This window comes from Microvirga sp. GN3 (genome assembly GCF_055792825.1).
On sequence record NZ_JBVVAK010000128.1, the window covers coordinates 1 to 22,823 of the forward strand.

The window sequence follows — 22,823 nt, forward strand, 5'->3', positions numbered from 1 at the left end:
CGGAGGTGCTGCGCTTCAGGCTGATGGTACAACGTGGTCTGGGTAGGACCAGCCACAAGCCTCAGGGGGAGAAGCGCAGCATGAAGCATTATGCCGGCCTTGATGTCTCGGTTAAAGAGACTTCGGTGTGCATCGTTGATGAGACGGGGAAGATCTGTCGTGAGGTCAAGGCTCTCAGCCATCCGGAGGATCTTCTGCGGGTGCTGCAGGACGCTGCCTGGCACCTCGAGCGGGTTGGTCTTGAGGCGGGCCCGCTCTCCCAATGGCTCTTCGAGGGGCTTGCCCAGGCCGGGCTTCCCGTTGTGTGCATCGAGGCGCGGCACACCAGGGCTTTTCTCAAAGCTCAGGTGAACAAGACGGATCGCCACGATGCCCGTGGCATCGCCCAGATGATGCGTGTCAACCTCTTCCGCCCAGTGCATGTGAAGACGCTCTCAAGTCAGAAGCGCCGAGCCCTACTCACCGCTCGCAAGCTCCTGCAGGAGAAAGCCCTCGCGGTTGAGAACGACATCCGCGGATTGTTGCGCAACTTCGGGCTCAAAGTCGGGACCGTCGGAGCGGTGCGGTTCGAGGCGCGCATCCGTGAGCTCATCGAGAGCATGCCCGATCTGATCGAGGTCATCCAACCGCTGCTGCAGGCCCGTCGCGAGTTGCGCGAGCACTTTGCCACCCTGCACCGGAAGCTGTTGGCCCTGGTCCGCAATGATGAGGTGTGCCGGCGCCTGATGACGGTTCCGGGAGTGGGGCCGGCGGTGTCCCTGGCTTTTGTGGCCACAATCGACACGCCAGCCCGGTTCCGGCGCTCCAAGGCGGTGGGGCCTGCCTTGGGGCTGACGCCCGTCCTGCACCAGTCAGGGGAAAGCAGCCGGGTCGGCCGGATCTCATTGTGCGACGATGCCATGATGCGAACGCTGCTGTTTGAAGCGGCTCAGATCATCCTGACCCGAGCCAGCCGCTGGTCCTGGCTGAAAGCCTGGGCCATGAGGGTGGCCCAGCGGCGCGGGCGGGGAAAGGCTGTCATCGCGCTCGCCCGCCGGCTGGCGACCATTTTGCATCGGATCTGGTGTGATGGCACTGAGTTCCGTTGGACGAGAGAGGCTCAGGCGATGTAGGTGCTTGTGGCCGACGAAGACCGTCCGAGCCAGACAGAAAGACAAGGTTCCGCCCCGAGGCGGAGAGCTGTCCCTCGCGGGACGATGAATGAAGCGAGTCCGCACAAAGGTTTGTTCCTTGCGCCCCCGGCACAAAGGACGCTGTTGAGATCGTTCCGCTTCATTCTTCTGACCCCATAGTGGAAGAGCCATCGCGCTGATTCCGGAGAGAAGCGAGAGCCCGCGGGGCAGCCATGTTATGGAGCCAAACAGATCGGAAGCGCTTGACTGAACCCGGCCGAATAGAGAAGAGAAGCCCCTTGTGCGAGCGATGCTCGACTGCTGGCATGATCTGACGCCGGGCGGCGGCATAGGAGCCGAGCTTATCGCTGCTCATCCATCGGGGTGGACAACCCTGCTTCTTCAACAGGCGTTTCAGCAAGCGCTTCGCCGCCTTGGTGTTGCGGCGGCTCTGGACAATCTCATCGAGCACATAGCCATCCTGGTCGACAGCCCGCCAGAGCCAGTGCTTCTGACCGGCAATGGTGACCACGACCTCGTCAAGGTGCCAGATATCGCGGCGGCTTGGCGTCTTGCGCTTGAGGCGGCGGGCGTAGTCCGGCCCGAACTTCAGAGCCCACCAGCGGACCGTCTCGTAGGAGATGACGATGCCACGCTCGAGCAGCATTTCCTCAACCAGCCGCAGGCTCAGCGGGAGCCGGAAATACAGCCAGACCGCATGGGCGATGATCGGTTCCGTTGCAACTCCTGACACGGGTCAAGCGACGGCCGGGCTGGAACGCAGGTTACGCCACAGCGCCGAACAGGGTAGCAATGAAGTCGCGCTGGGTTCGCATGTCACTCGCTGGGGCACTTACAACCTGTCCCTTGCGGATCATGGCCATCGCCTCGTAACCAGCAATCGTCTGTGAGGCGGACCTGAAGGTCTTGAAACCCAGTCCAGGTCTGACCAGCCGCTTGATACGTCGGTGATCCTGCTCGACAATGTTGTTCAAGAACTTCACCTGCCGGATTTTGGCAAAGCGCCAGAGTGTGCCCTCCTTCTTCATGGCTCTCATCGCAATCGGATAGGCAGCGTTCTTATCGACCGTGATCGTCCGCGGATTGACTGTATGCGACTGCTTCAAAGCCTTGCGGGAGAAGCGCCGGGCTGCCGCCGCATCCCGTTTGGGCGAGAGCAGGAAGTTGACTGTCTGCCCAATGGCATCAACGGCGCGGTACAGGTACACCCACTCTCCCTTCACCCGAATGTAGGTCTCGTCCACGTGCCATGAGCCGTTCGTCATGCGCAGATGCGGCCGAATGCGCTTGTCCAGCGCGGGTGCATAAGCCTGGATCCAGCGAAAGAGGGTCGTATGGTCTACCTGAATGCCGCGGTCGGCCAACATGCACTCGAGATCGCGATAGCTGATCGGAAACCGTAGGTACCACCGCACCGCCCACAGGATGATCTCCGCCGTGAACTGCCGCCCTTTGAATAGGCTCTTGTTATTTTGCTTCACCGCCAGCCCCACTTGCCACTCTCGTGTCGTAGCTCAGGCGGAGCAATCGTCAAAGCTGCAACAGATCCGCAGATCCTGGCCTCAGAGCTGACGACCCATGATGTCGATGACGGCTCACAGGTTAGGCCGTTGCTCGACCAGATCACAGGTCCACTCGCGTCGTTTGTCGGTGACTGAGCCTACGATCAGGCTGGCGTCTATGGCACTGTCACCGAGCGCCATCCTGATGCTGACGTGATTGTCCCGCCACGTTCGACGGCGGTGCTGAGCGAGGATGTTGAGGCCACCCCGACCCAGCGCGATCGACATCTCCAAAGCATCGCAGAGCATGGACCCATGAGCTGACAGAAGAGGTCCGGGTACACGCGTCGGGCTCTGGTGGAGACTGCCATCAGCCGACTTAAACGAGTGATCGGTGATGCGCTGCGTTCGCGGACCAACCGACGTCGTGGAACTGAGGTCGCCATTGCAGTTCAGACCTTGAACCAGATGCTTGAGTTCGGACGCCCGAAGTCCGTCCGCATCGCTTAAACAAAGGCACGGAGTGGGCTCCGTCTGCTCACCAACCGATCCATGCAACACGGTCGCCGCCCATTCCAAACCGGACGCCAACCACAGTTGCTGGGCCTGGTGGGTTGGTCAGACCTAGCGATTCAGCGACGGTGGCGAACCCAGCGGCACCGCCGGCAAGCCGATCCTCCAGGCCATTGACCAGCTTCAGCTCGACCATGTCGCCGTCGTCGTGACGCGTTGGTTCGGCGGCGTTCTGCTCGGCAGCGGCGGTCGTGTCCGGGCCTATGGCGGGACCGCTGCGGCCCGCCTGCGCGCAGCCAATCTCGTTGAGATCGTGCCTGTCCAGGAGGCCACCGTCTTCATCCCGTTCTCCGACGCCGCGCTAGTGAAGGCGCTGCTTGCCAACATCTCTGGCGTTCACCTCCGCCATGACGGTTTCACCGAAGCATGCGTGAAGATCAGCGCAGATTTCAGCCAGAGCGGGAATCCCTCAGGTCACCTGAATGTCTACACGCCTTAGTTGAACGGCGGCGAATTTTTCATTCGTAGCAAGGATTCGGATCGGCAGGTCCTCTAGCCTTCTCCGTCTCGGCTGATTGTCTCGAGACTCAGCCGGGGGCCCAGGAAGTCGAGGAAAGCTTTGACTTTGGGGGGTTGTACCCGACTCCCAGCGCGCATTGCGTAAAGCGTCGGTGCAGGACCAGACCAATCGGGGAGAACGCGCACGAGCCTGCCCGCTTCGACATCAGCCCGTACGCGCACTTCGTTCGCTAACAGTAGGCCCTCTCCTGCAAGAAGGAACCCGTGCAGTCCCTCCGGGTCACTGGCGACAGCAACCGGCCGGATCGCATAGTCGCTCAAGTTCCCTTGGCATCGCAACGGCCAGGCGTGGGTCGGTCTGCTAAAGTAGAACTGCGTCACCAAGCATGCGTGTGTTAACAGCTCGGACGGATGCGCAGGTGTGCCCCAACGTTCCAGGTACGTGGGTGCGGCATAGATGCCCATCGGCAGGCTGCCGAGCCGCCTCGCTTGGAGCGATGAGTCCGGTAATGGCCCTTCATAGAGTCGAAAGGCGATGTCGATCTCCTTGGCGACAATATCAAGAACCTCGTGTGCAAGGATCAATTGAGGATAGACCTCAGGATAGAAGCGGCGGAACTCGCTCAGGACGGGCGCGAGAATGCGCGTGGTCAGCCAATGCGGCGCGGTAATCTTCAGCCAGCCTCGCGGGTGCTGCTGTAACTCCGCAACCGCGTTCTCCGCATCCTCGATATCTTTCACCAATCCCTGGCAACGCTGGAAATAGATTGTACCGGCTTCTGTCAGCTTCAGGCTTCGGGTGGTCCGGTGCATCAATTGTGTCCCAAGGCGGCGCTCGAGCTCCTGTACCTTACGGCTGATGCGGGTCTTAGGGATTCGCAGCACCCGGGCTGCGGCGGTGAAGCTTCCTTCCTGGACCACTTTGACGAAGGCGACCGTGTCACTGAAGTCCCGGAGCATCGCGTTTCTCTATCAGCTTGATTGTTGCTCGTAGCAGGACATTGATGCCCGAGATCGGCTGATAATCAAGCAGATTGGGATCGTCTATCTGTTGATTGTCCCAGACGGGATAAAACTGCAGAAGGGAGATCAACAATGGTGAACTTATTTCCCGCCCATGCCGAAAGGTTGCCCGAAACGGGCCATCCCGCATCTGGCGGAGCCGACTCTGACCACGTCCGAAACATTGTCCTTGTTCACGGCGCGTTTGCCGACGGATCGGGCTGGCGCGGCGTCTATGACCAGCTCACCGCCCGCGGCTACAAGGTCAGCATCGTCCAGAACCCGCTCACCTCGTTCGAGGACGACGTCGCCGCCACCCGCCGCGTGCTCGCCCGGCAGAGCGGACCGGCCATCCTGGTCGGTCACTCCTACGGCGGCACCGTCATCACCGAAGCAGGTGATGATCCGAAGGCGGCTGGCCTCGTCTATGTCGCGGCCTTCGCGCCGGAGATCGGCCAGTCGACGCTGGACCAATATGCTCAGGTGCCGCCGCCGCCCAACTTCCAGCCCGACGTGCAGCCCGACGGCTTTGCCTATCTCAAGGCCGACACCTTCCACGCCGGCTTTGCAGCCGATACCTCCCCTGAGGTTGGTGCGTTCCTGCGCGACGCTCAGGTGCCGATCGCCATGAAGGCGCTCGAGACGAAAGTGACACACGCCGCCTGGAAGACCAAGCCGAGTTGGTATGTTGTCGCTACCGAGGACGGCGCCATCGCCCCCGAGCTCCTGCGCAGCACCGCCCGTCGCATCCGTGCGGTCATCGCCGAAGTGAAAGGCAGCCACGTGGTGTTTCTCACCCAAGCCAAGGCCGTCGCCGATGTCATCGACCAGGCCGCTAAAGGCGCGGCGGCCCGCGCCCTCTGAACCTAGAACTTGCACCTTGCATCTAACATCGAATGATAGGAAAAGACCCATGAAGACCGTTGTCACTGCTGCCGCCGCGTCGGCATTCCTCGCAACATCGGCCCTGGCCGCCCCCATCCTCGAGCCACACGCTCAGGCATTTGCTGATGCCGCCGCCGAAGCCACGCCGCTTTACACCTTGACCCACACGGAAGCGCGCAACGTGCTCGCCACGGTTCTGTCCCCGACGATCGCGAGCTCGGCGACCTCGGCAGAGGACGCCATCTGGCCCGTCGGCCCAACCGGAAAGGTACGTGTCCGCATTGTCCGTCCGGAAGGGGCGACCGGAACCCTGCCTGCAGTCATGTACTATCACGGCGGCGGATGGGTGATGGGCGACCGCAACACCCATGTCCATCTGATCCGGGAACTGTCCGCACAGGCCAAGGCCGCTGTTGTATTCGTCGAGTATGACAAGGCTCCCGAGGCGCAGTAACCGATCAACAATGAACAGGCCTATGCTGCCCTCGAATATGTCTCTCGCAACGCTGCTGCGCTCAAGGTGGACACTGCACGCATTGCCGTGGCGGGCGACAGCGCTGGAGGCAATATGGCGGCGACGGTGACCCTCTGGTCAAGGAGCGCCGCGGCCCGGCCATTGCCCACCAGGTGCTGTTCTATCCTGTGACGAACGACATCTCCGACAATGGGTCCTACAAGACTTTCGGCGGGGGACCATTTCTGACGACGAAGGCCATGGAGTTCTTCCTCGCAGCCAACTTCCCGGCGGAGCGTCGCAGTGAGATCCTGGCCTTCCCCTTGCGAGCCAGCATCGAAGAGCTCAAGGACCTGCCGAGCGCAACCGCGATTGTCGCCGAGAACAATCTGCTGCGGGACGAGGGCGAGGCCTACGCCCGGAAGCTCCTGCAGGCAGGGGTTCCGGTTACGTCCACCCGCTATATTGGTACCATCCATGACTTCGTCATGTTGAATGCCCTGGCTGCGAGCCGGCCGGCAAAGGCCGCCAACGCCCAGGCAAGCGCAGAACTGCGGACCGCCTTTGCGAAGTAAAGAAGCGAGAGGTGGAGCTGATCACTCCGCCTCTTAGGCTGGTTCCCGTCCGCCCTCGCTGATTGCCCCACATGCGGGACAATCTTTCCCGGAACTCCTGGCTAATCCCCTCCCCGTCCTCACAGTACGGTTCATTGTCTCAATAAGAGACCCGATGCTCTGCCGCATCGGCTCAGAACCGGCCACGGAGAATGAAGATGACGACACGCAGATCCGTTCTTAAGGCGACTCTCGGCCTTCTCGCTGCCTCGTCGGCAGGCACTCTCCCGCTGCGGGCTGCCCTGGCCGCGGCACCGTTTGCCAAGACACAAGCGCCAGGCTTCTATCGCATGACCCTCGGCGACTTCGAAATCACGGCCATCTCGGATGGCACCCTGCCTTTACCGATCGAGAAGTTCTTTAACAACACCACGCCCGAACATATCAAGGATGTCCTGAAATCATCCTTCCTCACGTCACCGGTTGATCTATCGGTGAATGCTTATCTGATCAACACGGGTCCAAAGCTGGTTCTGATCGATGCTGGCACTGGCGATCTGCTGGGACCGCGCCTGGGACAACTGGTGAAAAACCTCCGTGCAGCCGGTTACACGCCGGAGCAGGTCGATGACATCATCCTGACCCATATTCACGCCGATCACTCCGGCGGCCTCACCGTGGGCGGCAAGGCCGTGTTCCCCAATGCTATTGTTCATGCCAGCAAGCGTGATGCGGACTACTGGCTCAACCCTGACAACCTCAACAAAGCGCCCGAACCACAGAAGAAGTCGTTCGTTGAGGCTGTTGAATCGCTGAAGCCCTATGTGACTTCAGGCCGATTGCAGGTCTTTGACGACAATGCCGATCCTCTTGCAGGCTTTCGATCAATCCTGCGCGCAGGCCATACGCCGGGCCATAGCTCGATCGTCATCGAGAGCCGCGGCGAGACGTTTGTCGCCTGGGGCGACATCACTCATGGTGGTGCGGTTCAGTTTAATGAGCCCAGCATCGCGATTGATTTCGATGTTGACTCCAAGGCGGCGGCCGCAACCCGGCGGAAGGCTTTCGTCGATGCGGCTGAGAAGGGCTACTGGATTGCCGGCGCTCACATCCCATTCCCTGGGATCGGCCATGTGAGGGCTGACAGCGACGAGTACGATTGGGTTCCAGTCAACTACAGCGCGGCCGGATAGCGCCGCGCTGAGTATCTGATCCCGAATTTCAACCACAGGGGATCTCTCATGTTGAGAAGCCTTGATCCGGGCGCCAGACTTGTTGTCGAAATGCTGCGCCAGGCAAATGCCCCGTCGGTTGGCATCCCGATGCCGGAGCAGATGCGGAATGCTTTCAGGGCCAGCCGCGCATTGCTGGCTCCCGATCTGCCGCCCATCGGCTCCGTGGTTGAATTCAGTGTGCCCGGACCTGGCGGGCCAGTCCCCCTACGCCTGTACCGGGGCAAGGGCACGAGTGTGGATGAAGATCTTCCGGTCGTGCTGTTCCTGCACTCCGGTGGCTGGGTCAATGGCGACCTCGATACGCACGATGGCGTCTGTCGCAGCATTGCGACATTAGGACAATGCGCGGTCGTCGCAGTCGACTACCGATTGGCGCCGGAGCACCCATTTCCGGCCGCCATCGAGGATTGCTGGGCGGCACTGACCTACATTGCTCGGGAAGCGAAAGCGCGCGGCCTTGATCCCGAACGGATCGCATTGTGCGGAGAAAGTGCAGGGGGCAATCTGGCGCAGTTCTTGCTCTGATGGCTCGCAATGCCGGAGCTCCGTCGCTCTGCCTGCAGATCCTGCTCTACCCGGCAACGGATTTTACCCGCGTGTATCTGCAACTCGACCACTTGGACGGATTGCCACTGAACCGGAAAACTTACGCTGGTTTCGGAGGCAATACGTCGATGATCGGGAAAGGCGGGATTGGAGAGTCTCGCCCTTGCTGGCCCGGGATCTGACCCGTGTGCCGTCGACCTTCGTGGTGACATGTGGCTTTGACCTTCTCGAAGAGGAGGGGATCGATTTTGCCTGTCGCTTATGTATCGCGGGGATTCCGGTCCGGCACCGCCACTTTCCCGGCCAGATCCATAGCTTCCTGACCATGGGGCGCTTCGTGCCTGAAACAACAATCCTCTTGGGTGAAATCGCGGCCGCCCTGGAGCAGGCGTTCAATCCGGCACGATCATCATCCGAGCCGCAGAGAACAGGATCGCCTTAGCGCTGAACAACTCATTGCTTCGCCAACAGGCTCGTTCGGAGCACTGCTACGTCAAGCGTATCTCCTTGCTCGACAGGGCCGGGCTCAAAACGGTGGCGCCTGTCATTGGAGGCCTGGAATATCGGGTATGGCACATAGACCAATGTCCGCGGAAGGCTATCTCTCCCTACCTTTGCCCGTGTGCTATGGGCTCAACGCTGGATCTGGTATCGTTGTAGGCAGCCTTGCGAAAAACTACCCGAGCGAGGGAGGTGTGCCGTGCCAAAGCTGACCGTGAGTTGGGATGACAACGGGCCGTTGCTGCAGACCGCTGAGGTCGAGAACCCGATGACAGACCGGCGCTGGAGTGCTCCGATTGGACAGCTAACGGAAGACGAACGGCAGGAGTTGCTCTCCGCCGCGCAAGCCCTGTCGCAGCTAATCTCAGACTTGGCGGCCGAGGACACCTTCTTCAGCAATCCCCGTTAGCTCACCACGCATGCTAAGGGGGTGCTTACGTGATTATCGCCGACTAACGGCGCTCTGACTTTTAATCAGATGGGCCTGGGTTCGAGTCCCAGCGCGCTCACCACCTCAAACCCTTAACCGGCAAGGATTTTATCGCTTTCTTGCGTCCGCAGTTCCTCGCCATAATTTCATCTGGGTAACACCACGGGTAACAGCAGACAAAGTTCGACTAGTCTGCGCCAGCCCCGCCTCACTTCGCGCTGGACAGCAAAATGTCCGCAACTGCGCGATGAGCTGACCTTCATACGGCCACGCTTAAAGGCCGTTCGTGACCCAAACTTGACCTATACCAATTTGGGGTAGTCCTAACAGTGGAGCTGAATTGGATGGGGTATCGTTTTGGAGATCTGCAAATCGACGGAACGTGCCATATGCTCGGCGCCGGAAGTTGTAGCTCTGTAACATAGTGTTTGCGAAGCGGCTGCTAAACCGGACTCGGTCATGCAAGACAAAGGACGAGATGCCTATTACTAAGGCAGATAGTACGAAAGTTCTGCCTGCCTGACAAACAAACAGGCTTGTTTGTTTGTAATTAGCCTGCCACTCTTCAACACCACGGGAGAAACGGAATGAAACCCCGCAGCCGTAGGAAAACACAGCAGGAGCGTACCGCTGACACAACGCTCAAGCTGCTCAACGCGACAATCGCTCTGCTGCATGACCGTGGGCTCTACCGCATGTCGACGTCCGACATCGCGGAGGCTGCTGGAGTGTCGCGAGGTGCACTGACTCATCACTTCAGCTCGAAAGAGGAAATCATCGCGGCGGCAGTCTCCCATCAACTGCGCAATGCGACGACTGGCCTTCACAAGATGGCCGAGGGGATACGTCAGTCTGGAGGGACGTCCGACGAGATCGTCGACTACCTGTGGCGTATGATGAACGACCGCCTGTTCTACGTGACAATGGAGTATTTGCCTGAGGCAAGGCACAACGCGGAGTTCCGCACGGCTATTATTCCGGTCGTCAAGGAATTTCATGCAGGCCTCAACTCCGTGTGGGCGGAGCTCGCAGGGCAGGTTGGTGTCGAGGTCGAGCATGCGCTCGTCTTGATGAACGCGACGATGTGCCTGATCCGCGGGATGATCGCTCAATCCGCCACGAGAGACGATCCGGCTTACTTCGATGCGCTGCTCGATTTCTGGAAAGAGCAGATGCGGCGTGAGTTCATGCTGAGGAATAACGAATACCCCGCAGGTGCGGGCGAACCGAAGCAGAGCCTGGCTGCCCTTGAGATCTCCTCGGCAAAGCTACGGCATCAGGGAGCGGCGAAAGGGCGATAACTGTGCACGCACACGCAAAGACACCCATGGAAGCGACCCATGATACATTCACACATCCCTTGGCCGTTGAGAGGGTCTGTCTGGCTTTCGGAGGACTGAAGGCCTTGGACGGGGCGTCGTTCCACGTCGAGCCAGGGGTCGTGACCGGACTGATCGGGCCCAATGGTGCCGGAAAGACGACGATGTTCAACGTCATATCCGGCCTTTACAGGGCAAATTCCGGATCCATCAGATTCATGGACCATTCCATTGAGCGCTTGAGCCCTCACAAGATCACTCGGCTCGGGCTTGTTCGGACGTTTCAGATCGCGCGCGGCTTTCCCAGGCTCTCCGTCTTTGAGCACCTGATGGTCTATGGCGCGCAACAGCCTGGCGAAGGCATCGGTACCGCCCTGGCCGGATCGGCGAGCGCGCGACAACGTGAGGCGGAATTAGCGGAGAAGGCCTTGTCCATCGCTGCGCGCCTGCGGCTGTCCCACGTCATTGACAACAAGGTGACAGCTCTCTCCGGGGGGCAGAAGAAGCTCTTGGAGATTGGGCGAGTCCTGATGGCCGAGCCTCGAATGATCCTGTTTGACGAGCCGGCAGCCGGCGTGAACCCCACGCTCGCGGAGGAAATTGGGGACCATCTTCTCGCGCTCGTGTCTGAGGGCATGACGGTGCTGCTCATCGAGCACGACATGGCGCTGATCGAGCGCATCTGCAAGCGTGTCATCGTGATGGCGCAGGGTCGGACGCTCGCTGAAGGAACTTTCGATGACGTGCGAGAAAACCGCGAAGTTCAGGATGCGTACCTTGGAGGACGCAGATGAGATTGCTGGATGTCGAAGGCATCGTCGGCGGCTATGCCTCAGCCGAGCACATCGTAAAGGGTGTGGCCCTGAGCGCGGATACGGACGAGGTCGTCACCATCATAGGGCCAAATGGCGCCGGCAAGTCGACCGCGCTGAAGCTGATCTCCGGATTGCTGTCCCCGTCGCAGGGGAGGGTCTTGATCGGCGGCGAGGACATCACGGGTCAGTCGCCACAGGCCATTGCAAAGGCGGGCCTTGGCTTCGTGCCGCAGGAGCGCAATGTCTTCGGTTCGTTGACGATCGCGGAGAACCTCGAAGTCAGCTGCCTCTTCGAGCGCAGCGCGGCAAAAAAGCGGATGGAAGAGGCTTATGCACGATTTCCGATGCTGTTCGACAAACGCCGTATCTCGGCCAAGAGTCTGTCAGGCGGACAGCGTCAAATCCTCGCCATGGCGATGGCTCTCATGGGCAAGCCCCGCGCACTTCTGCTCGACGAGCCTACGGCGGGTCTCAGCCCGAAGGCAGCACACGAGCTCTTCGAGTACATCCGCAGTATCGCCAAAGAAGGCATAGCGATCCTCATGGTTGAGCAGAATGCGCTTGAGTCTCTCGAGGTCTCCGACCGCGCCTATGTGCTCGTCGATGGGCGAAATCACCTCGATGGACCGGCCGAGGCCGTCGCCAACGATCCCGATATCCGCCGTCTTTTCCTGGGCGGACGCGCCACCAAACCGACCGGGGTGGGCCAGCAGGCCAATCTCCCGCGTCACTGAAGAGGACAGTATCATGACAGATATCACGCGCAGACATATTCTCGGCGCTGGCGTCGCCTTCGCCGGCACAGTGGCAATGCCGGCTGTCTTGCGGGCACAGATGGGTCCCATCAAGCTCGGAACCCTGACCCCGCTCACCGGCTCGGGAGGCTCCTATGGCCCGGCCATGGCGAATACTGTGAAGAAGGCCGCCGACGAGATCAACAAGGCAGGCGGCATTCTCGGACGTCAACTGCTCATCATCTCGGAAGACGATCAGACCAGCCCTGAGGCGGGTCTGCGCGCCGCCCGCAAGCTCATCGATATCGACAAGGTCTCCGCCATCATCGGCACCTGGGCCTCCGCAGTTACCACGGCGGTTGTGCCGGTGTGTTCGCAGTCCGGCGTGTTCCTCTCAACTGTTTCCGGTGCCGAGCCGATCACTCTCCTCCCCCACCAGGGTTTCCTGATCCGGACGCAGCCGACCACGACCCTGCAAGGAACCAAGTTTGGAGAGTTTGCCCTCGGCGCCAACGCCAAGACAGTGGCGTTCGTTTCGCCGCAGACGCCCTTCACCGAGTCGCAATATGCGGCACTGACCAAGACCATCACGGCGGCTGGCGGAAAGACCACCTCACTGATCTACGACGATAAGAAGACGACCCTGCGCACCGAGGTTGATCAGGTGCTGCGCGGCAAGCCCGATGCGATCGTGATGGGCGGCTATACCAACGATACCGCCGTGCTCGTCCGCGATCTCTACCGCGCCAACTATCGCGGCAGCTTGTTCGGCTTCGGTTATTCCGTGAACAAGCAGCTTGTGGACGCGCTTCCGGCGGATGTGAGCGAGGGCATCTACACCCTGTCTCCATCTCCTGCCGAAGGCAGCAACGCCTACAAGAACGTGTCGCGCCTCCTCGGCGTCGACGCGCCCGATACGTATAGTTGCCAAGTCTACGACCACCTCAATCTGATCGCCATGGCAATGGCAGTCGGCAAGGGCGACACCGGCACCATTATCAAGGACAACGTGCGCAAGGTATCGCAAGGCGGCGGCGAGCGCGTCGAAACCGCAGTCGATGGGCTCAAGCTGATCGCCGACGGCAAGAAGGTCGATTATGACGGCGCTTCCGGCCCCTGCGACTTCACCGATATCGGCGACATCACTGATGCCAAGTTCCGCTACGAGCAGGTCAAGGGTGGTAAGATCATCCTGCTGAAGATTGCGTGATGTTCGACGCGGTCCTTCAAGCCCTGGTCAATGGTGTGATCGCCGGAGCGCTCCTGGCAATTCCGGCCCTTGGCTTCAGCGCCATCTTCGCGGTGTTGCGGTTCCCGAATTTCGCGATCGGTGCGTTGGCTACGGCCGGCGCATACATTGCCTGGATCGCGAACGTCACCTTCGGGCTCCCGATCGTCGCGGCGATCATCGTTGCGTTCGTGAGCGCGGCGATCTTCGGGGCAGCGCTTGAGTATGGTGCGCTGGAGCGTCTTGGACGGGGCGGAGCGCTGATGAAAGCAATCGGGTCGCTTGCCATGGCAATGGTGATCGAGAACATCGTTCGCTTTTCCTTTGGCAACGATTTGCGGGCGTTCGACCTTCCATTGGCTCGCGATCTTGTCTTCGGCCCGATCCGGATCGGGCCGCAGCAGATCACCAACTTCATCTTCGCTCTTGCCATCATGGTTGCAGTTTGGGCCTTTCTGTCGTTCTCGTCGCTCGGACGCTCGATGCGGGCGGTTGCCGACAATGCCGACCTGGCGCGCTTGAAAGGCATCAACCCCCGCTTGATTGCGCTGGTCACTGTCGCAGTCGGGAGCGGCTTATGCGGCGTCGGGGGCACGCTCATCGGCTTGGATACGTCCATCGATCCTCTTCTGGGCGGACGCGTGCTCCTTTCGGTGTTCGCCGCCGCGGTTCTGGGCGGGCTCGGAAGCATTCCCGGCGCCGTGGCGGGTGCCTTTGTCATCGGTATGGTGGAAGAGATCACGGTGCTTGCGCTGGCTCCCGCGTACCGCCTCGCCGTCGGCTTCATCGTCATCCTTGTAGTGCTCGTGATCCGGCCTTCAGGTCTCCTCGGTAGCAAGGCGAGCTGACAACATGCTGACCTATATCCTGTTCATACTCGTCGTCGGCTCGATCTATGCGCTGTTGGCGCAGAGCTTGATGCTGTCCTGGGGACTGGCGGGGCTCGTCAATCTCGGCCTTGCCGGGTTCTTTGCGGTCGGCGCCTATGCTTCGGCCATGCTCACCACATGGGAGCAAGCACCGATCCTGGTCGGCGTTTTCGCGGCCGTGCTGGCTGGAGGCTTCGCAGGCCTGCTGGTGTGCTTCTCGACCCTTCGCCTGCGGGACGACTATCTCGCGATTGTGACGCTCGGCTTTGCCGAGATCGTGCGGATCGTGGCCTCGAACGAAGTCTGGCTCACCGGAGGCACCGATGGCATCTCCGGCGTCCCGGTCATGATTGCCCGGGACACTGGAATCTGGTTCCATCTCGGGACCCTGTTGATCACCGTCGCGGCCGTTATCCTGGTCTACGTGCTTCAGCGCAGGCTTCTCGCATCGCCATGGGGACGAGCGTTGCGCGCTGTCCGGGAGGACCAGACCGTTGCCTCGGTGGCAGGCAAAAGCATCGTGAGCTTCAAGGCTCAGGCCTTCTCCCTCGCAGCTGCGATCGCAGGTCTAGCCGGTGCGCTCTACGGCCACTACACGAGCTATGTCGCGCCGGATCAATTCCAGCCCCTAATCACGATCTATATTTTCCTTGCGGTCACAGCCGGTGGAAACGCTCGCCCGGCGGGTGCAGTGCTCGGTGCCTATCTTCTCATCGCCTTTCTTGAGGCGACACGTTTTCTTGCCGAGATCGCTCCTGGGGTAACGGCCCTGCAAGCCGCCGCCCTTCGCGAAATCGCCGTCGGCATCGGGTTGGTTATCGTGCTGACCTTGCGTCCCGACGGCCTTCTTCCCGAACGTTCACAGAAAGCCCCAGCCTCATGAACAACCAATTGCTTCAGTCCTATCTCTCCGTCACCGACGCAATCGCGCAGGACGCCTCGCCTGAGGCGGCATACCGTGCCGTCGAGAAGGCCATCAACGACCTGATCGGCCATCGTCTCTTTACCATCCTCGTGCGCTGCGAGGGCGGCGAGGAGGTCGAGAGGGTCTACTCGTCCCAGCCGGAAGCCTACCCGGTGCAAGGCCGTAAGCGCATGGGACCCACGCCATGGGGCGAACTCGTGTTGACGCGCAAGCAGACCTTCCTCGGCCGCGATAAAGAAGCGATCCGCTGGGCTTTCCCCGACCATGAGCTGATCGAGAGCCTCGGGCTCGGCTGCGTCATCAACGTATCCGTGCAGGAGGGCGGAGAAATCCTTGGGACCCTGAACGTCCTGGACGAGGAGGGGGCCTATACGAGCGAGGATCAAGTCGCCGTCGTGCGCTCCTTCACACCGCTGCTCATTTCCGCCCTAACTAAAGCCCGCAAGTAAAAGCCATTGCTCATAGGAGACATGCATTGCCCGCTATCCTGTTCAAGAACGCCAGCATCCTCGACGGACGGAGAAACGAAGCTCTTGCCGATCACAACGTTCTCGTGGAGAACGGCAAGATCCGTGAGGTGTCTGACGGCCCTATCACGGCTTCGTCCGCTCGCGTGATCGACCTCGCCGGCAAGACCTTGATGCCCGGCTTGATCGATTGCCACGTTCACGTCATCGCCACCGTCGCGAACCTCGGTACCAATGCCGAGTTGCCGAACACGCTCGTGGCGCTGCGCTCCGCCAAGATCATGCGCGAGATGCTGATGCGCGGCTTCACAACCGTCCGCGATCTGGGCGGCGCTGATCATGGTCTCGTCATGGCAATTGAGGAGGGGCTTATCGAGGCTCCGCGCCTCGTCATCTGCGGCAAGGCCCTCTCACAAACCGGAGGCCACACCGATTACCGCGGCCGGTATCATGCCCGCAACGTCGACTACTACGCGGACAAGGCTGGCAGCCTCGGTCGCGTCGTCGATGGTGTGGACGATGTCCGCCGGGCTGCCCGCGAGGAGATCAAGGCCGGTGCCCAGTTCATCAAGATCATGGCCAATGGCGGTGTGTCATCGCCGACGGATCCGATCGCATTCCTCGGCTTGTCCGCAGATGAGATCCGCGCTGCGGTTGAGGAGGCGCGCAACGCGCAAACCTATGTCGCCGCCCATCTTTACACGGACGAGGCCATCCGCAGGGCGGTGGAGCTCGGGGTTGAGTCCATTGAGCACGGCAACCTGATCTCGGCCGAAACGGCGCGGCTCGCGAAGGAGAAAGGCGCTTATGTGGTGCCGACCAACGTGACGTTTGATTATCTTGCCAAGGAAGGCGCCTCCTTCGGTCTGCCGCCCGAATCAGTCGCTAAGATCGAGGACGTGCGTAGCCAAGGCCTTGCTGCACTTCAAACGCTGCACGATGCAGGCGTCATGATGGCATACGGCTCGGATCTTCTTGGCGAGATGCACCAGCATCAATCCGATGAGTTTATCCTGCGTGGTGAGGTGCTGCCTGCGATCGAGGTCATCCGCTCCGCTACGATCAACGCCGCCAAGGTCGTCAAGCAAGAAGGGAAGCTCGGTGTGGTCGAGGCTGGTGCCCATGCGGATCTCATTGTCGTCGACGGCGACCCCTTGAAGGACCTGTCGGTTCTGACTGGCCAAGGGCGGCATATGCCAGCGATCATGAGGGCAGGACGCTTTGTGAAGGATGAGCTGGCAGCCTGATCGACGGAGCCTGCCGATCCGGTCGGACGACCCGTCTGGCCGGCTCGCCGGGCTTGGATCGCCCTTGTGCCCCGCGCCCGGTTGCTTCGGCAATGCGCCTCGTGCGGCAACGTCGTTCCAGAATGTCCGCAACATAGGAGAAACTCGAGATGCGTCTTACCGATTTCAAGGTTCTGACCTTCGACTGCTACGGAACTCTGATCGACTGGGAAAGCGGGATGGTCGAAGCCCTGAAGCCCCTCACCAGCACGATGGATCGGCCTCTCACGCGGAACGAAATTCTGGAGGCACATGCGCGCCACGAGTCTTCGCAGCAGCGGCACACGCCGGCGATGCTCTACCGGGATCTCTTGAGCGTTGTCTACAAACGCCTCGCCGAGGAATGGGGCGTCCCTGCCTCCCACGAGCAATGCGTCGCCTATGGCCGCTCCGTTCGTAACTGGCCTGCTTTCCCGGACTCCGCTGACGCGCTCCAGTATCTCAAAAAGCATTACAAGCTTGCAATCCTGTCGAATGTCGACAACGAGACATTCAACCACAGCAACCGGCGGCTTAAGGTAGAATTCGACGCCATCTTCACTGCGGAGGACATCGGATCCTACAAGCCGAGCCTGCGGAATTTCGAGTACATGCTCGAAAAGCTTCAGGGCATGGGGCTTTCCAAGACCGACATCCTTCATACGGCGGAAAGCCTGTTCCACGATCACAAGCCGGCCAACAGCATGGGGCTGGCATCATGTTGGATTTACCGGCGCAAGCAGGAGACGGGCTTCGGAGCCACGATGGATCCGGGCGAAACGCCGAGTTACGACTTTCAGTTCACGAGCATGGCCGAATTGGCAAAGGCGCATCAGGAGCAGGTCAGCTAATGCCAAAGCCGGCAACGCGATTGACCCTTGAGAACGGAGATGGGAACGTTCCTGCCAGACACGTGCCGGGACATCACTGCCGGTATCGGATGTACCTGCGGTTCCGCCCCGGATCTCCGACCAACGCTCCCGGATGCCGGCCACATCGAAACGCAGTCACTCCAACGAGAACGAGCTCCACACCTAGAGCACCAGAAAGGGAACCCACATGACCCACACCCGCCGGCAATTCATAGGCACGATTGGCGCTGCTACGGCGCTGATTGGTGCCCCGTCCATCCTTCGTGCGCAGGCCCAGGGCACATTCCGGATCGGAGCGCTCTGCCCAGTTACAGGATCCGGCAGCCCATTTGGTTCCGGTATGCAGAAGATGATCATTGCGGCAGCCGAGGCGGTGAATGCCGCCGGCGGCGCAGCCGGGCGCAAGATCGAGATCATTTCCGAAGATACCCAGACGAGCCCTCAGGCGGCAGTGCTAGCGGCGAAGAAGCTCATCGACGTCAACAAGGTTCAGGCGGTTCTCGGAACTTGGTCGTCCGGAGTTTCGCTCGCAGTGGTCCCGTTGACCAATGACGCCAACATCATCCTCATGAACACGTCCGGCGCGCCGGCACTTTCCGTTCCTCCCGCAAACGCCAAGGGACTGTCCTATCGGTTCCAAGCAACCAACGACCGCTTCGGTCGCGCATTTGCGGAGATCTGCGAAAAGGAAGGGTTCAAGCGGCCCGCCACGATGGCCTTCAACAATGCTTCCGGAATCGGCAACACGGAAGGCTTCCGCAAAGCCTGGGAGGCTAAGGGGCACAAGGTCGTCGAAAGCGTCGTGTACGAGCCAAACCAGCCGACCTATCGCTCAGAGCTGCAAAAAGTCCTGGCAGCAAACCCTGATGTGATCGTCACGGGCTCATACCTGGCCGACACCACGATCATCATGCGCGAGTGGTATCAGAGCGGCCAGCCGGTCAAGTGGGTCATGCCGGGTTGGGCCGCCAGCCCTGATCTGGTGAAGGCTGTCGGCCCTGACGTCGTCGAGGGGGTTATATCGGTCGATTCGGTCTCGAACGAGAATGCTCCGTCCTACAAGGCCTATGATGAAGCCTACCGGAAGGCGACGGGACAGCCGGGGCAGTCAAACGTGTATGCGGCCATGACCTGGGATATGGTGCATGCCCTGGCACTGGCAATCGAGGCGGCCAATGGCACGGACACGGCTGCCATCAACGCTAAGATCCGTGAGGTCTCCAATCCCGCCGGGCAGCAGGTTTATACCTATGCGGAGGCCAAGGAGGCGCTGAAAAAGGGCAAGATCAACTTCGAAGGTGCCTCTTCGGTGCTTGATTTCGACCAGTACGGCGATGTGACGCCCGACTTCGGCGTCTTCTTCATCGAGGGCGGTCAGCTCAACCGCCGCTATGTCGTCAAGATCTAGCGGCCGCTTCCCACGCCCGGCTCGGTCCACCGAGCCGGGTGCTGCCATGGTCCCTCCGCAGAGAGGACCTCGTTTGTAGGTTGTCCATGTTCTATGCCCAGCTCCTTGTGAACGGTCTGGTCCAGGGCCTCGTCATCGGCTTGGCGGCCCTGTCGATCACGCTCGTGTTCGGCATCGCCCGATTTCCGAATGCAGCCACCGGCGACTTCATGACCTTCGGTGCCTACGCGGCGCTGTCCGCCCATAAAGTGACCGGATCAATCGCGATGGGGGGCTTGGCCGCCATCATCGCGACCGGCGTGATCTCCCTCTTGGCCTACTTGGCCGTGTTCCGTCGCTTGGCCGAGCGATCGGTGGTCGCGCTGTTGGTGGCGTCGATTGGCATCGCCTTTTTTATCCGGGCGGTTCTGGGCGTTGCCTTCGGGCACAGCCAACAGGTCTTTCAGGTCCCACTGTCGCGTCCCTACGTATTAGGCAGCGTCAGGATTACGCCCCTTGACCTGCAATTGGCTCTCGTGGCACTCGCGGCTCTCGCGCTCGTCTTTGCAATCCTATACCTGACGCCCATTGGACGTCAGATGCGGGCCGTCGCGGACAACCGGGACCTTGCGCGGGTCTCCGGCATTCGGCCGGATCGCGTGATGATCGCGCTCTGGCTGCTTGCGGGGAGCGTGGCGGGTGTCGCCGGCATGATGCTGGGGATCAAGACGATCGTCACTCCGGAATTCGGCTGGGAGATGCTGCTCCCCGCCTTCACGGCGGCCATCCTAGGCGGCATTGGGTCCCCAGTTGGCGCCGTTGTTGCCGGCCTTATCCTGGGCGTGGTGCAGGAGGTTTCAACCCCGCTCGTCGGCTTCACCTACAAGATTGCCTTGGCCTTTATCATCATGCTGGCCGTGCTCCTCGTACGGCCGCGGGGCCTGTTTGGCCGACTGGAAGGAGCACGCTGATGGAAGCCTACTTCATCGCGATCGGCATCATCGCTCTCATCTATGTGATCCTGAGCCTGGGCCTCACACTGCAGTATGGCCTGACAGGCCTGATCAACTTCGGGCATGTCGGCTTCTTTGCGATCGGAGCCTATACCAGTGCCCTGCTGGCCCTGAAGGGCGTGCCATTGGTTTTCAGTTTCGCAGCTGCTGCCGCTCTGGCCGGTCTCGCCGCCTGGCCGATCGGCCTCGTGTCGCTTCGGCTGCGGGACGATTATTTCGCGATCGTCACGCTCGGGTTCTCCGAAGTGGTCAGGATCGTCATCACGAGCGAGGGGTGGCTGACAAATGGTGTCCAGGGCGTCCCCGGCATCCCGCGGCTCTATGACACTCTGGGGGGATCCGTCGCTCAATTGGCCGTCTTGATCACGATCCTGGCCGTAACCCTCGTAGGGGTGTGGATAATTCGTCGCATCGCGGGCTCGCCGTTCGGGCGCCTCATCGAAGCCATCCGCGACAACGAGGAGGCCGTGCAGGCACTCGGAAAAGATCCGGCCCGGTTCAAGATCCAGGTGCTCGTGGTCGGTGCTGCGCTCGCCGGCATCGCGGGCGCATTCTACGCCCATTACATCACCTATATCGTTCCGGATCAGTTCATCCCGCTTGTGACATTCTACGTCTGGATGGCGATCATCATGGGGGGCGTTGGGCGGGTTTCTGGTGCGATCGTAGGCACCGCCATCCTGATGCTTTTCCTGGAGGGATCACGCTTCCTGCGCGACATCGTTCCCGGAGTTTCCGAAGTCGACATGGCCTCGGTGCGCATCGGGGCGGTCGGTCTGCTTCTGGTGTTATTCATCATGTATCGGCCGCAGGGTCTCATGGGGGATTATACGAAGCGATGAGCCTTGAGATCCATGACATCAGTAAAGCCTTTGGTGGCTTCCGCGCCCTCGACGGCGTCCGCCTGACCATCGAGACCGGCAGCCTGTTCGGCATCATTGGTCCCAACGGGGCCGGAAAATCGACCCTGTTCTCGGTCGTGTCGGGTTTCGCTCGCGCGGATGAGGGACATATCCGGTTGGATGGACAGTCCCTCGACAGCCTGGCGCCTCCAGCGCGTGCACGTGCCGGGATGGTCCGGACATTCCAGGTGCCACGCGAGTTCCGGCACCTGACGGTCCGTGAGAACCTGATGGCGGCTGCTCCGAAGCAGACGGGGGAAAGCCTGTTGGGCCTCTTCTTTCGTCCGAGCCGGGTGCGTGAAGAGGAGGGGGCGATCGCTGAGCGTGTCAATCAAACGATCCGCTTTCTTAGACTGAGTGCAGTGGCGGATCAGCCCTCCGGAAAGCTGTCGGGAGGTCAGAAGAAGCTGCTGGAACTCGGCCGGGCCCTGATGGTTGAGCCGCGCCTGATCCTGCTGGACGAACCCTTCGCCGGCGTGAACCCGGTGCTGATCGGCGAAATCATGGAGCGGATCATCGAACTCAACATGCGCGGAATTGGCTTTGTCATCATCGAGCACGACCTTGAGGCGCTGACTAGGCTCGTGCCACAGCTCGCGGTCATGGATCGGGGCAAGGTCCTTGCGCAGGGTGCGCCGCAGGCGGTGCTCGACGATCCGCTCGTCCGAGAAGCGTATCTAGGAGGTGTCTCGTGACACTGCTGGAGATCGATGAGGTTCGTGGCGGGTATGCCGAGGTGGATATCCTCAACGGCATTTCGCTGACGCTGCAAAAAGGAGAGATCCTGACTGTTGCCGGAACGAACGGCGCCGGAAAATCGACGCTCGCAAAGGCTATTGTCGGACTTTTGCCCCGCGTGCAGGGCCGTATCATGTTTGAGGGCGCGGACTTGGCGCCGCTTCCGACCGAGGCTCGCATCGCCCGCGGCATTGGCTATGTGCCCCAGGTGGCCAACGTGTTCGGATCTCTGAGCATACTTGAGAACCTGCAAGTGGTCGTCGGGGTAAAAGATCAAGGCCAGCGGATTGCTGAATTGTTTGAGGTGTTCCCGCTCCTAGGCCAGCGCAAGAGGACGCGGGCGGGCAGTCTCTCCGGCGGCGAACGTCAGCAGCTGGCATTTGCACGCGCGCTGATGACGCGCCCCCGCCTGATGATCCTCGACGAACCTACGGCGGCCCTTGCGCCGGCGAAGGTCGCGGACGCCTTCGAGCTGATCCACCGGCTGCCAAACCTCGGTGTTTCGGTGCTCGTGGTCGAGCAGCGGGCCCGCCAGTCGCTTGCGATTTCAGACCGAGGCTGCATCTTGGATGGTGGACAGGTTGCTCTTGCTGGCGACGCGGCGAGTTTGCTGGCAGATGATCGAGCAGCCGAGCTCTATCTGGGACGAGCTACACATGGATGAAGAACAGAACTGTCTAGGTGTTTAGTCCCGGCATTTGGTGGAGCGGGTCGAGCCTGAAGCGTTGCGGCTCGCTTGTAAAGATCTTGCAGATGTACTCGTAGGGGGTGAGGCCGCGCAGGGTCTTGAGCCTTCGGGCAAAGTTGTAGGCGTTCAGGAAGTCGCCCAGATGGCCCCGCAACTGGTCGTGGGTGTCGTAGTAGTAGCGCCTGACGGTCGCGTCCTTGAGAGTCCGGTTCATGCGCTCAACCTGTCCGTTCGTCCAGGGATGGCGCGGCTTGGTCAAGCGGTGATCGATGTCGTTCTGCGCACAGGCGAGCTCGAACGAATGCGCCCGGAAGATCTCGCCGCGGG

Annotated in this window: 25 protein-coding genes, 1 tRNA gene and 2 pseudogenes; 23 read left to right on the top strand and 5 right to left on the bottom strand. The window is 60.8% G+C overall.

Going from position 1 to position 22,823, the window contains the following annotated elements; genetic code table 11:
• The first annotated feature begins 80 nt into the window (after window positions 1–80).
• Window positions 81–1,112 (top strand): IS110 family RNA-guided transposase, encoded by a 1,032-nt coding sequence (locus ACS5Q1_RS36085; RefSeq protein WP_473102775.1) that lies wholly within the window; start codon window positions 81–83, stop codon window positions 1,110–1,112.
• A gap of 160 nt (window positions 1,113–1,272) precedes the next feature.
• On the opposite strand, the gene ACS5Q1_RS36090 is transcribed toward ACS5Q1_RS36085, so the two are convergent.
• The 3 genes from ACS5Q1_RS36090 to ACS5Q1_RS36100 all read right to left on the bottom strand — a co-directional run bounded on the left by ACS5Q1_RS36090 (window position 1,273) and on the right by ACS5Q1_RS36100 (window position 2,923).
• The gene (locus ACS5Q1_RS36090; RefSeq protein WP_473102751.1) at window positions 1,273–1,866 is read right to left on the bottom strand and encodes an IS6 family transposase; all 594 of its coding nucleotides are present in this window, start codon (window positions 1,864–1,866) and stop codon (window positions 1,273–1,275) included.
• 31 nt (window positions 1,867–1,897) lie between these two features.
• On the bottom strand, window positions 1,898–2,614 hold the full coding sequence (locus ACS5Q1_RS36095; protein WP_473102752.1) for an IS6 family transposase: 717 nt from the start codon (window positions 2,612–2,614) through the stop codon (window positions 1,898–1,900).
• 114 nt (window positions 2,615–2,728) lie between these two features.
• On the bottom strand, window positions 2,729–2,923 hold the full coding sequence (locus tag ACS5Q1_RS36100; protein WP_473102753.1) for a hypothetical protein: 195 nt from the start codon (window positions 2,921–2,923) through the stop codon (window positions 2,729–2,731).
• 274 nt (window positions 2,924–3,197) lie between these two features.
• Between ACS5Q1_RS36100 and ACS5Q1_RS36105 the strand changes: the two are divergent.
• Window positions 3,198–3,605, top strand: a pseudogene (locus tag ACS5Q1_RS36105) (IMPACT family protein); the annotation flags it as partial.
• Between the two features lie 95 nt (window positions 3,606–3,700).
• Here ACS5Q1_RS36105 and ACS5Q1_RS36110 read toward each other — a convergent pair.
• Entirely contained in the window at window positions 3,701–4,627 is a 927-nt protein-coding gene (locus ACS5Q1_RS36110; protein WP_473102754.1) for a LysR family transcriptional regulator, read from the bottom strand.
• 135 nt (window positions 4,628–4,762) lie between these two features.
• Here ACS5Q1_RS36110 and ACS5Q1_RS36115 point away from each other — a divergent pair, with 135 nt between their 5' ends.
• The 21 genes and pseudogenes from ACS5Q1_RS36115 (at window position 4,763) to ACS5Q1_RS36215 (ending at window position 22,472) form a co-directional block, all read left to right on the top strand.
• Window positions 4,763–5,533: an alpha/beta fold hydrolase gene (locus tag ACS5Q1_RS36115; RefSeq protein ID WP_473102755.1), complete on the top strand. Its 771-nt coding sequence runs from the start codon at window positions 4,763–4,765 to the stop codon at window positions 5,531–5,533.
• Window positions 5,534–5,582: 49 nt separating this feature from the next.
• Window positions 5,583–6,583: pseudogene (locus tag ACS5Q1_RS36120) on the top strand (alpha/beta hydrolase).
• Window positions 6,584–6,780: 197 nt separating this feature from the next.
• The gene (locus ACS5Q1_RS36125; protein WP_473102756.1) at window positions 6,781–7,755 is read left to right on the top strand and encodes an MBL fold metallo-hydrolase; all 975 of its coding nucleotides are present in this window, start codon (window positions 6,781–6,783) and stop codon (window positions 7,753–7,755) included.
• A gap of 48 nt (window positions 7,756–7,803) precedes the next feature.
• Window positions 7,804–8,322 (top strand): alpha/beta hydrolase fold domain-containing protein, encoded by a 519-nt coding sequence (locus ACS5Q1_RS36130; RefSeq protein ID WP_473102757.1) that lies wholly within the window; start codon window positions 7,804–7,806, stop codon window positions 8,320–8,322.
• Window positions 8,288–8,785 carry an alpha/beta hydrolase fold domain-containing protein gene (locus ACS5Q1_RS36135; RefSeq protein ID WP_473102758.1) on the top strand — a complete coding sequence of 166 codons (498 nt, stop codon included), beginning with the start codon at window positions 8,288–8,290 and terminating at the stop codon, window positions 8,783–8,785. The genes ACS5Q1_RS36130 and ACS5Q1_RS36135 overlap by 35 nt, the downstream gene beginning before the upstream one ends.
• A 258-nt stretch (window positions 8,786–9,043) precedes the next feature.
• Complete coding sequence (locus tag ACS5Q1_RS36140) at window positions 9,044–9,253, top strand: hypothetical protein (protein ID WP_473102759.1); 210 nt, start codon at window positions 9,044–9,046, stop codon at window positions 9,251–9,253.
• Between the two features lie 19 nt (window positions 9,254–9,272).
• A tRNA-OTHER gene (locus ACS5Q1_RS36145) sits at window positions 9,273–9,356 on the top strand.
• Window positions 9,357–9,861: 505 nt separating this feature from the next.
• The gene (locus ACS5Q1_RS36150) at window positions 9,862–10,575 is read left to right on the top strand and encodes a TetR/AcrR family transcriptional regulator (RefSeq protein ID WP_473102760.1); all 714 of its coding nucleotides are present in this window, start codon (window positions 9,862–9,864) and stop codon (window positions 10,573–10,575) included.
• Between the two features lie 26 nt (window positions 10,576–10,601).
• The gene (locus ACS5Q1_RS36155) at window positions 10,602–11,387 is read left to right on the top strand and encodes an ABC transporter ATP-binding protein (RefSeq protein ID WP_473102761.1); all 786 of its coding nucleotides are present in this window, start codon (window positions 10,602–10,604) and stop codon (window positions 11,385–11,387) included.
• The gene (locus ACS5Q1_RS36160) at window positions 11,384–12,142 is read left to right on the top strand and encodes an ABC transporter ATP-binding protein (RefSeq protein WP_473102762.1); all 759 of its coding nucleotides are present in this window, start codon (window positions 11,384–11,386) and stop codon (window positions 12,140–12,142) included. The genes ACS5Q1_RS36155 and ACS5Q1_RS36160 overlap by 4 nt, the downstream gene beginning before the upstream one ends.
• 13 nt (window positions 12,143–12,155) lie before the next feature.
• Window positions 12,156–13,352 carry an ABC transporter substrate-binding protein gene (locus ACS5Q1_RS36165; RefSeq protein WP_473102763.1) on the top strand — a complete coding sequence of 399 codons (1,197 nt, stop codon included), beginning with the start codon at window positions 12,156–12,158 and terminating at the stop codon, window positions 13,350–13,352.
• Window positions 13,352–14,218 carry a branched-chain amino acid ABC transporter permease gene (locus ACS5Q1_RS36170; protein WP_473102764.1) on the top strand — a complete coding sequence of 289 codons (867 nt, stop codon included), beginning with the start codon at window positions 13,352–13,354 and terminating at the stop codon, window positions 14,216–14,218. The genes ACS5Q1_RS36165 and ACS5Q1_RS36170 overlap by 1 nt, the downstream gene beginning before the upstream one ends.
• A 4-nt stretch (window positions 14,219–14,222) precedes the next feature.
• Window positions 14,223–15,122 (top strand): branched-chain amino acid ABC transporter permease, encoded by a 900-nt coding sequence (locus ACS5Q1_RS36175; RefSeq protein WP_473102765.1) that lies wholly within the window; start codon window positions 14,223–14,225, stop codon window positions 15,120–15,122.
• Window positions 15,119–15,613 carry a GAF domain-containing protein gene (locus tag ACS5Q1_RS36180; RefSeq protein WP_473102766.1) on the top strand — a complete coding sequence of 165 codons (495 nt, stop codon included), beginning with the start codon at window positions 15,119–15,121 and terminating at the stop codon, window positions 15,611–15,613. The genes ACS5Q1_RS36175 and ACS5Q1_RS36180 overlap by 4 nt, the downstream gene beginning before the upstream one ends.
• Before the next feature lie 26 nt (window positions 15,614–15,639).
• Window positions 15,640–16,878, top strand: coding sequence for a metal-dependent hydrolase family protein (locus ACS5Q1_RS36185; protein WP_473102767.1), 1,239 nt, complete (start codon window positions 15,640–15,642; stop codon window positions 16,876–16,878).
• 149 nt (window positions 16,879–17,027) lie between these two features.
• The gene (locus tag ACS5Q1_RS36190) at window positions 17,028–17,747 is read left to right on the top strand and encodes a haloacid dehalogenase type II (RefSeq protein ID WP_473102768.1); all 720 of its coding nucleotides are present in this window, start codon (window positions 17,028–17,030) and stop codon (window positions 17,745–17,747) included.
• A gap of 208 nt (window positions 17,748–17,955) precedes the next feature.
• Entirely contained in the window at window positions 17,956–19,176 is a 1,221-nt protein-coding gene (locus tag ACS5Q1_RS36195; RefSeq protein WP_473102769.1) for an ABC transporter substrate-binding protein, read from the top strand.
• An 86-nt stretch (window positions 19,177–19,262) separates the two neighbouring features.
• Complete coding sequence (locus ACS5Q1_RS36200) at window positions 19,263–20,126, top strand: branched-chain amino acid ABC transporter permease (protein ID WP_473102770.1); 864 nt, start codon at window positions 19,263–19,265, stop codon at window positions 20,124–20,126.
• Complete coding sequence (locus ACS5Q1_RS36205; protein ID WP_473102771.1) at window positions 20,126–21,010, top strand: branched-chain amino acid ABC transporter permease; 885 nt, start codon at window positions 20,126–20,128, stop codon at window positions 21,008–21,010. The genes ACS5Q1_RS36200 and ACS5Q1_RS36205 overlap by 1 nt, the downstream gene beginning before the upstream one ends.
• On the top strand, window positions 21,007–21,765 hold the full coding sequence (locus tag ACS5Q1_RS36210) for an ABC transporter ATP-binding protein (protein ID WP_473102772.1): 759 nt from the start codon (window positions 21,007–21,009) through the stop codon (window positions 21,763–21,765). Before ACS5Q1_RS36205 ends, ACS5Q1_RS36210 begins: the two co-directional genes overlap by 4 nt.
• Window positions 21,762–22,472: an ABC transporter ATP-binding protein gene (locus ACS5Q1_RS36215; RefSeq protein ID WP_473102773.1), complete on the top strand. Its 711-nt coding sequence runs from the start codon at window positions 21,762–21,764 to the stop codon at window positions 22,470–22,472. Before ACS5Q1_RS36210 ends, ACS5Q1_RS36215 begins: the two co-directional genes overlap by 4 nt.
• 13 nt (window positions 22,473–22,485) lie before the next feature.
• Here ACS5Q1_RS36215 and ACS5Q1_RS36220 read toward each other — a convergent pair.
• On the bottom strand, window positions 22,486–22,823 hold a 338-nt coding region (locus ACS5Q1_RS36220), incomplete at its 5' end, for an integrase core domain-containing protein (protein ID WP_473102774.1).